Below are 10,243 nucleotides of genomic sequence, written 5' to 3'. Positions count from 1 at the left end.
CTTTGAAACCCGCCAGAATGGAGTCTCTCAGGTATTCCACTTCTGTGTTACATCGATTTAAAAGGCAACAACCATTTCTACATCAATGTGCCTTGAATTGAAAAACCTGAGAGACTCTGAACTGACCCGATATTTAATGGGATTGGTATTACACTGTCATACAACACAAAATAGATTTCCCAATAGACAAAGCAACTAGTAGAGGTTGCCTGTAGGATTACTATCATCAGCCTTAACATGATGTGATGTTGTCTCACGATATATTTGGATTCAAAAAAGATATCCATGGTCACAATAATGGCTTCTGAAAGACTTTTATCAGTTCGCTGGTTTATCAAAATGCTAACAAAGCTTAAACAAAACTGAACTCGAACCGCAACCGCTATCAGTTATATTGATAAAGCGCAACATTTTAAAACCAAATTTGCTGCGTGTGCTAGGTTTTAAGCTGCTTTACTGATCTAATTTTACAGTCAACTTGCTATACAACTCTCACTTTTGGCAAACAAAATCTCAACTTATTTGATACCAAGTGATGCAACCTCTTCACTATGTTAAAATCACCAAGGTAAATTGGTCTTACCAAAGCAATAAGGACATCACTGTAATACATCTCTTATAAAATATTGCAGTTGAGCAAAGTGATAAGAGCCATTAGAGGCTCGCTGGCATGCTACTCTCATGGTCGCCATCACTTCAATGGAACACACTCAAACTCCATCATTTGATGGATTAACCTGTTCTTTTCGGAGAATGAGCAAATTATGTCAGAAAATGTCAGCAACGCAGAAACACTAGAAGCTAGCTACAGCGAACTTCACCGCCCTGCAAGCGAGTTTGAAACTCGCGACGCCTATTTAGAAAATGAACTCAAAATAATGAAACCAAGGCGCTGGGGACTCAACCTTCCTGGACGTGATTTTCGCTTTGAATGGGAAGACTTAGTCCCAGCCATTGCCGGAACCATTGGTATTACGGTGATGTATTCAGCCGTAATGGCAGCTTGGGCCGCTGGATTAAGTGAAAAATGGGAACACGTTAATCTTGGTGCTGATTTTGCTATCCAGATAGTACGTGTAGAAATGCTAATACCTGCACTATTATTTTGCATCATTAGTTCTGGTTTCATCAATCCAAGAGCAAATCTTGGTGGCAATCATGGACCAATGATCCCTCTAATCGGTACCATCGCCCTTGCCGGAGCTCACCCTTTAGCCTTAGCCATCCTTATTGGTATATTTGGCTTAATTTTAAGTTATGTTAAAGGTGGCTCAAAACTGGTCAACCTCACCAGTAGTGGAGTCGCTGGCGGCTTATTGGTGTTCCTTGGATTTATGGGCGCAAAGAGCCAGATAAGCTCGTTATTTGATTGGGCTGGAGGCTTGCAAGCCAAGCATAGCTTAGACTATTCCCTCGGATACGTTGCGTTTGCGATACTACTAATTAACGTCATTATCTACGCTGCTTTGGCTAAATATGGCAAACGTTGGTTGGCCATTCCACTTTGCTCTATCGCCGCTATTGTATTGGCATTTGGCTTAGGTGCAGGTTTGGATTTACAATTTACCACAGCCCCTGGCATTCCCAACCTAAACCCTGTTTATTGGTGGGGTTCGACTGAACACGGCTGGCAGTTAGGCTTACCCAACACCGCTCACTTTATTGCGTCTTTACCGTTCGCCATCCTTGCCGTTGCCATGTGGTCTCCAGATTTTCTTGGCCACCGTATATTCCAAGAATTAAACTACCCAAAAGGTGCGGAAAAAGTACTGATGGACGTGGATGACACCATGACGACTTGTTCAGTAAGACAGATCGTTGGTACAGCGGTAGGTGGCGGTAATATCACCTCATCTTGGGGGACATATATGATCCCTGCTGCGATAGCCAAACGCCCTATTCCTGCGGGTGCTATTTTGCTGGGCAGTTTATGCATTATTGTGGCTGTCATTGGTTACCCAATGGATGTAACCGTATGGCGCCCTGTTATGTCAATTGCGCTATTAGTAGGGGTTTTCTTACCGTTACTTGAAGCAGGTTTACAAATGGTTAAAGACACGACGAGCAGTCAAGCTGCTGGCATCTGCATTTTTGCTTCTTTTGTGGCAAATCCAGTTTTAGCTTGGGCATTAACTATGTTGTTAGATAACAATGGGTTAATTGGTGATAAGGAACGACCTAAAACCTTATCTTTTGCTGACCGTATTGTGATACCAAGCTTAGCCTTTGTTATTTGTTTAGCAGCAATGTTGGCAGTAGGAATGATCCAAGGTATCCCTGCTCTGCTATAGTTAATCTGGAATGATTAACTGATTAAAAAGCGAAACTAACTTAGTTTCGCTTTTTTATTGCCTGACTCACAGCTAAGAAAAAAAGGATTTGTTAGCCAGTTAACACTTTTACCATTCTGTTAACGAAATCTGATTAGAACACCGATTTCTTGTGCTATTATTAACGCATGGATAAATGGTCTTACCAATTTAAACCATTAGCCGGTTACTACATCTGCAGCGTCATTAAGTGAGTAAGGCAAACAGATTGCCAAGAATGTCGCAGAAGCGGTAAACGACTCAGTCTAGCGAATATGCCTAGACAACAGAATGCAAATACTCAACGGATAACAATGCCAGTTTTACTTGCTATGGCATCCGTCGAAAATCAACCAGAGGGTTAAGTAAATGACAGATAAAACCGAACTATTTGCCAACGCGTGGGAAGGTTTCGTAGCAGGCGATTGGAAAACTGAAGTTAACGTGCGTGACTTTATCCAGAAAAACTACACGCCGTATGAGGGTGATGAGTCATTCTTAGCAGGCCCAACTGATGCTACTTTATCGCTATGGGATAAAGTGATGGAAGGCATCAAGTTAGAAAACCAAACTCATGCTCCAGTCGACTTCGACACAGATTTGGTATCCACTATCACGTCGCACGATGCTGGTTACATCAATAAAGATCTTGAAACTATTGTAGGTTTACAAACAGACGCACCATTAAAACGCGCCATGTTACCTAATGGTGGCATTCGTATGGTTGAGGGTTCTTGCAAAGCTTATGGCCGCGAACTGAACCCAGACGTACAATATACTTACTCAGAATTACGTAAAACTCATAACCAAGGCGTGTTTGATGTTTACACTCCTGAAATCATGGCTTGTCGCAAATCTGGTATTTTAACAGGTTTACCTGATGCTTACGGTCGTGGTCGTATTATTGGTGATTATCGCCGCATCGCGTTGTACGGTATTGACTATTTAATGCAAGACAAATTTAACCAATTTGCTTCATTACAAGCACAAATGGAAGCCGGTGACGATTTATCAAGCGTGATTCAATTACGTGAAGAAATTGCAGAACAACATCGTGCACTAGGTCAAATGAAAACCATGGCCGCAAAATACGGCTGTGATATTTCTGTACCAGCAAAAAATGCTAAAGAAGCTATCCAATGGACTTACTTTGGTTACCTTGCTGCGGTTAAAAGCCAAAATGGCGCGGCTATGTCATTGGGCCGTACTTCAACATTCCTTGATGTGTTCATTGAACGTGACTTAAAAAGTGGCTTGATTACTGAAGAACAAGCACAAGAAATGGTTGACCATTTTGTAATGAAACTTCGTATGGTGCGTTTCTTACGTACTCCAGAATACGATGAATTATTCTCTGGCGACCCGATTTGGGCTACAGAATCAATTGCCGGTATGGGTGTAGATGGTCGTACATTAGTGACCAAATCTAGCTTCCGTTTCTTACACACATTATACAACATGGGTGCAAGTCCAGAACCAAACATTACTGTATTGTGGTCAACAAAATTGCCGCAAGGCTTTAAGAGTTATTGTGCAAAAGTGTCGATTGACACTAGCTCAATTCAATACGAAAACGATGATCTAATGCGTCCTGATTTTGAGTCTGACGATTACGCTATCGCCTGCTGTGTTAGCCCAATGGTAGTTGGTAAACACATGCAGTTTTTCGGTGCTCGAGCAAACTTAGCCAAAACCATGCTTTATGCTATCAATGGCGGTGTTGACGAAAAACTGAAAAAACAAATTGCACCAAAAGCAGATGCTATTACCGCTGATGTATTGGAATTTGATGATGTGATGTCTCGCTTAGATGGCTTAATGGATTGGTTAGCAACACATTATGTTACAGCGTTAAACACAATTCACTTCATGCATGACAAATACTCTTACGAGTCTGCGTTGATGGCTCTTCATGATCGTGATGTACGTCGCACAATGGCATGTGGTATTGCAGGCTTATCAATTGCTGCTGACTCACTATCAGCCATTAAATATGCCAAAGTTAAGCCCATTCGCGACGAAGACGGTATTGCAGTTGATTTTGACATCGAAGGCGATTATCCAAAATTTGGTAACAACGACCCACGTGTAGATGACATTGCATGTGACTTAGTTGAACGTTTTATGGCTAAAATTCGCGATAAAAAAATGTACCGCAACGCCATTCCTACACAGTCAATCTTAACAATTACCTCTAACGTGGTTTATGGTAAGAAAACCGGTAATACTCCAGACGGTCGTCGTTCTGGTGCTCCATTTGCGCCAGGCGCAAACCCAATGCACGGTCGCGATGAAAATGGCGCCATTGCCTCACTAACATCTGTAGCTAAACTGCCTTTTGCCCACGCTCAAGATGGTATTTCTTATACTTTCTCAATTGTGCCAAATGCATTAGGTAAAGATGACACTGGCCGTCGTACTAATTTAGCATCACTGATGGATGGCTATTTTGTGAGTAAGCCAAGTCGTGAAGGTGGTCAGCACTTAAACGTAAACGTGATGAACCGTGAAATGCTTGAGGATGCTATTGTAAATCCAGATAAGTATCCACAGTTAACCATCCGTGTATCAGGTTATGCAGTACGCTTCAATGCACTGACACCAGAGCAACAGCAAGACGTTATCACTCGTACTTTCACTAAAGGTCTGTAGTCTCTGCTAAAATTGGCTGTATCGAAGAAGCAACATTCTCGATACAGCCTTTTTTTTGTCGACATTTAAGGAACAAACATGACGTTAGGTCGCATACATTCAGTGGAGTCATTCGGTACCGTAGATGGACCGGGAATCCGCTATATCGCGTTTATGCAAGGTTGCCTAATGCGCTGCCAATATTGTCATAACCGTGATACATGGGATCTTGACGGGGGCAAATTAATGTCAGTTGATGACATCATGAGCCAACTCGTTTCTTACCAACCGTTCTTAGATGCAAGCGGCGGCGGTATTACAGCTAGCGGTGGTGAAGCCATTTTACAAGCTCAATTTGTAAGCGAATTATTTGAAGCCTGTAAAAAACAAGGCATTCACACCTGTTTGGACACTAACGGCTTTGTCCGTAAGTACGAACCCGTGATTGATGAGTTGCTCGACAATACAGACTTAGTTTTACTTGATATTAAGCAAATGAATGATGCTAAACACATCGAGTTAACCAATGTCAGCAATCATCGGACATTACAATTTGCACAATATCTGACTAAACGAAATATCAAAACTTGGATCCGTTATGTTGTTGTTGCAGGGTTTACCGAAGATATTGCATCAGCCATTGCACTAGCAGACTTCATCAAGCAAATGGCAAATGTCGAAAAAGTTGAACTATTGCCTTATCACCCTTTAGGGGAACATAAATGGCAAGCTTTTGGTGAAACCTATACTTTGGCAGATGTTTCTCCACCAAGTACAGACACAATGCAGAAAATTCAACAGGTTTTTTTAGATAGAGGCATTAAAGCGACATTTTAATCATAATAACAATAAACAGATGTAAATTAGCGGCCGCTTATACAAAAGATGAATTACAATTTATCCCAATAACTACGGTCTAAACGCTCAAAGGCCAATTTTAAAATAGCCGCCATATCTGAATAGCAGGCTTTCGCGCCTAAAGGCTGACAATTGATACCCATCTCAGTCAATGTTGAACTGAGTTGATTGCCCCAATTGAATAACGATAGAGGCAGCGGATGGCGGGCTCGCCAACCTAGCCATAATAAGCCTTGTAGTGGCAGGCTAATAAAAAATAGCAACATAGTTAACGCTTGCGGCAAATGATCCCAACCAAAAACATATAGTTGGCTGGCCGTAACGATTAGTGCCAAAACAGGCATCGCGATAATGGCTAATTGAGTCGCTTTGACGACACGGTACTCTGGGAAATAGAACCCAAGTTGCCTAACCATTGGCCAAGTCTTCATATAACGTTGACCGTCGCCAAGTAGTTTAACCAGATTCATGTTCAATATAAGGCCCCCTTATCGGCTCGGACGTGAATTTAACATTACATAATACAGTGTCATGCTCAAAATGCACTGACCGATTTGCTTGTCACGGTAATTTTACTTGCCTGACGCAAATCACAGCAAGAACACCGATGTATGACGTTTATGAATAATCATAAACTTTCACAAAAATGGAATTTTACTATTTTATTTAGTTTCATTGACTTATAAGGCGTTAACATGTCCGACAAATTAGTACTCGTGCTCAACTGCGGTAGCTCATCATTAAAATTTGCCATCATTGATGCTCAATCAGGCGATGAACAAATTTCCGGTTTAGCTGAATGTTTTGGTTTAGAAGATTCTCGCATTAAATGGAAATTTAATGGCGGAAAACATGAAGCCAAATTAGGTGCCTTTACCGCACATCGTGAAGCCGTAGAATATATTGTTAATAATATATTAGCAGCCCAACCACAACTTGCAGCTCAAATTAAAGCTGTAGGACATCGTATTGTTCACGGTGGTGAAAAATTTACTCACTCAGTCATTATTACACCAGAAGTGATCCAAGGCATTGAAGATTGTGCATCATTAGCACCATTGCATAATCCAGCACATTTAATTGGTATACGAGCAGCAATAGCCTCTTTTCCTGATTTGCCACAAGTAGCAGTATTTGATACGGCATATCATCAAACAATGCCTGAAAAAGCCTATGTTTATGCGCTCCCTTACAAATTATATCGTGAACACAGTATTCGCCGTTATGGTATGCATGGCACTAGCCATTTCTTTGTGTGTCGCGAAGCAGCAAAAGTATTAGGCAAAGACATTAAAGATACGAATGTTATTTGTGCTCACTTAGGTAATGGCGCATCGGTAACGGCCATTAAAGGCGGTAAAAGTGTTGACACCTCTATGGGATTAACCCCATTAGAAGGTTTAGTTATGGGCACTCGTTGTGGTGATATAGACCCATCAATTATTTTCCATTTAGTCAAACAGCTTGGCTATACCCTCGATGAAGTGAATAACCTGTTGAATAAACAAAGTGGTTTACTGGGTATTTCTGAACTCACCAATGATTGCCGTGGAATTGAAGAAGGTTATCAAGATGGCCACAAAGGTGCCACGCTTGCATTAGACATTTTCTGTTACCGTTTAGCCAAATACATCGCCTCTTACACCGTACCATTAGGTCGCTTAGATGCCGTCATCTTTACTGGTGGCATTGGCGAAAACTCCGATCTTATACGAGAAAAAGTACTTAATTTACTGGAGATTTTTAACTTCAAAGTTGATGACAAGTTAAATAAAGCTGCTCGTTTTGGCAACGAAGGTATTATTACTCAAGAAGGTAGTCCTATTGCGATGGTCATACCAACGAATGAAGAATGGGTTATTGCTGAAGACTCTATCAAGCTGATTACAGCTAAATAAGTTTGTAACCTCGTTTAATAATCCGTTAATTTACATGAACAAAACGTACAAAAGAGGTCGTCATGTCTCGTAATATAATGCTTATTCCAATTGGTATTGGAGTTGGATTAACATCACTTAGCTTAGGTATGGTTCGTGCACTAGAACGTAAAGGCGTTAAAGTGCAATTTTTCAAACCTATTGCACAAATCCGTCACGGTGATACGGGTCCAGAACGTTCAACCACTATTTTAAGTACTTCACCAACGGTTAACCCGTTAGAGCCATTTACAATGGTTCACGCAGAGGCCTTAATTCGCGCAGAACAAATCGATGTATTAATGGAGCAAATTATTGCCCGAGCCGCTGAATGCGCCAGCAATACAGAAACCTTAGTCGTTGAAGGATTAGTACCAACACGTAATCATCCTTTTGCTGATGATATTAACTACGAAATTGCCAAAGCACTTGATGCTGATGTTATTTTCATCGCAACCCCTGGTGTTGATACGCCTAATGGGTTAATGAATCGATTAGAAATTGCCTATAACTCTTGGGGCGGACTGAAAAACAAACGCTTGATCGGTGCCATAATTAATAAAATTGGTGCTCCTGTCGATGATGAAGGTCGTACACGCCCTGACTTATCTGAAGTGTTTGATGACAAACAAATTAATGCCATAGACAGTTCTGACATGTTCCAATTGCCAGGCAAAAGCCCGCTGCGTATTTTAGGCAGTGTGCCATACAATTTAGAGTTAATTTCACCACGAGCTTCAGATTTGGCTAAGCATTTAAATGCCAAAATCATTAATGCAGGTGAAATGCATACTCGCCGGATGCGCCGAGTGACATTTTGTGCTCGTAGCTTGCCTAATATGGTCACTCACATTCGAACCAATTCATTACTGGTGACCTCTGGCGATCGCTCAGACGTAATTGTTTCAGCCTGTTTAGCCGCAATGAATGGCGTCAAAATTGGTGCTTTATTGCTTACTGGTGGCTATGAACCAGAACCAGAAATAATGAAACTGTGCGAACAAGCTTTTGAAACAGGTTTACCGGTATTTTTAATCGATTCGAATACATGGCAAACCTCGCTAAACATTCAACGCTTTGACCACGAAGTTCCTGTAGATGATGCGGTGCGCATTGAACGTGTACAAGAGTATGTTGCCAGTCATATTGACCAAACTTGGATTGAAAGTGTCACTCAGGATTCTCCTAGAGAACATCGCTTATCACCACCAGCATTCCGTTATAAGCTAACAGAACTGGCACGAGCAGCTCGTAAAACTATCGTACTGCCTGAAGGTGAAGAGCCAAGAACTGTTAAAGCTGCATCTATTTGTGCCGACCGCGGTATTGCTCGTTGTGTGTTAATTGGTAACCGTGAAGAAATCTTACGCGTCGCATCACAACAAGACGTGATTTTAGGTGAAGGCATTGAAATTATTGAGCCTGAAAACGTACGCGAAAAATATATTGAACCAATGCTCGAATTACGTCGCAGCAAAGGGTTAACTGAAGTCGTTGCACGTGAACAACTTGAAGACAATATGGTACTTGGTACCATGATGTTAGCTCAAGATGAAGTCGACGGTATTGTCTCTGGTGCAATTCATACCACTGCAAATACTATTCGACCACCATTGCAGCTAATTAAAACTGCGCCAGGTTCAAGTTTAGTGTCGTCAATTTTCTTCATGCTTATGCCTGATCAGGTCTTAGTATACGGTGATTGTGCGATTAACCCAGATCCTAACCCAGAACAACTTGCCGATATCGCGATTCAATCTGCTGAATCAGCAAAAGCCTTTGGAATAGAGCCTCGTGTTGCAATGATCAGCTATTCAACCGGTACTTCAGGCACGGGGTCGGATGTTGATAAAGTGCGTGAAGCAACTCGAATTGCCAAAGAGAAACGCCCAGACTTAATCATTGATGGTCCATTACAATACGATGCAGCAGTAATGCCAAACGTAGCGCTTTCTAAAGCACCTAACAGCCCTGTAGCAGGTAAAGCGACTGTCTTTGTATTCCCAGACTTAAACACGGGTAACACAACATACAAAGCGGTACAGCGAAGTGCAGATCTGATCAGTATAGGCCCTATGCTTCAAGGTATGCGTAAACCAGTTAACGATTTATCTCGTGGTGCATTAGTCGATGATATCGTCTACACCATTGCGTTAACAGCTATTCAAGCGGCACAAAACAGTGCGAAATAATATTCGAAATTTCGGTCTTCAATAGATCCTAATTCGTATAATTGACCACGAAAAAAGCACTGATTATTATCAGTGCTTTTTTTATATGCCTGTTGTCGGCTGATTTATATCAATCCTATTAAATATGTAATCTTTCAGCGGGAGTTCAAAGTGCTGTAGGCAAGGCAGATGATTGAAGCGAATAGTGATTCTCGGTAACAAGCTCCTGCGTTATACCAATTATGATTAAAATGTGATCTAATCAAAGTATCACCTCTTATTAATCTTTATGTATGACTTCTCTTACTGATAAAGAAATACTTAACCTCTCCAAACAAGAAAAAAATGCGAATAAAAA

General features: G+C 41.3%; 6 protein-coding genes. 5 read left to right on the top strand and 1 reads right to left on the bottom strand.

Going from position 1 to position 10,243, the window contains the following annotated elements; genetic code table 11:
• Positions 1–764: 764 nt before the first annotated feature.
• From ACWXWT_RS18260 to pflA, 3 genes are all read left to right on the top strand, one after another.
• Positions 765–2,291, top strand: coding sequence for a DUF3360 family protein (locus ACWXWT_RS18260; protein WP_456043005.1), 1,527 nt, complete (start codon positions 765–767; stop codon positions 2,289–2,291).
• Between the two features lie 387 nt (positions 2,292–2,678).
• Positions 2,679–4,961, top strand: a complete 2,283-nt coding sequence (gene pflB, locus ACWXWT_RS18255) for a formate C-acetyltransferase (protein WP_456043004.1) — start codon at positions 2,679–2,681, stop codon at positions 4,959–4,961.
• Positions 4,962–5,039: 78 nt separating this feature from the next.
• Positions 5,040–5,777 carry a pyruvate formate lyase 1-activating protein gene (gene pflA / locus ACWXWT_RS18250; RefSeq protein ID WP_456043003.1) on the top strand — a complete coding sequence of 246 codons (738 nt, stop codon included), beginning with the start codon at positions 5,040–5,042 and terminating at the stop codon, positions 5,775–5,777.
• A gap of 53 nt (positions 5,778–5,830) precedes the next feature.
• On the opposite strand, the gene yfbV is transcribed toward pflA, so the two are convergent.
• On the bottom strand, positions 5,831–6,268 hold the full coding sequence (gene yfbV / locus ACWXWT_RS18245) for a terminus macrodomain insulation protein YfbV (protein ID WP_456043002.1): 438 nt from the start codon (positions 6,266–6,268) through the stop codon (positions 5,831–5,833).
• 225 nt (positions 6,269–6,493) lie between these two features.
• On the opposite strand from yfbV, the gene ackA reads away from it, so the two are divergent.
• The gene (gene ackA, locus ACWXWT_RS18240; protein ID WP_456043001.1) at positions 6,494–7,696 is read left to right on the top strand and encodes an acetate kinase; all 1,203 of its coding nucleotides are present in this window, start codon (positions 6,494–6,496) and stop codon (positions 7,694–7,696) included.
• 62 nt (positions 7,697–7,758) lie between these two features.
• Positions 7,759–9,906 carry a phosphate acetyltransferase gene (pta, locus tag ACWXWT_RS18235; RefSeq protein WP_456043000.1) on the top strand — a complete coding sequence of 716 codons (2,148 nt, stop codon included), beginning with the start codon at positions 7,759–7,761 and terminating at the stop codon, positions 9,904–9,906.
• Positions 9,907–10,243 lie beyond the last annotated feature (337 nt).

The sequence above is a fragment of the Shewanella sp. A22 genome (assembly GCF_053850585.1).
Note: the sequence above shows the minus strand (reverse complement) of the source record. Positions and strands in the feature narration are given on the sequence as shown.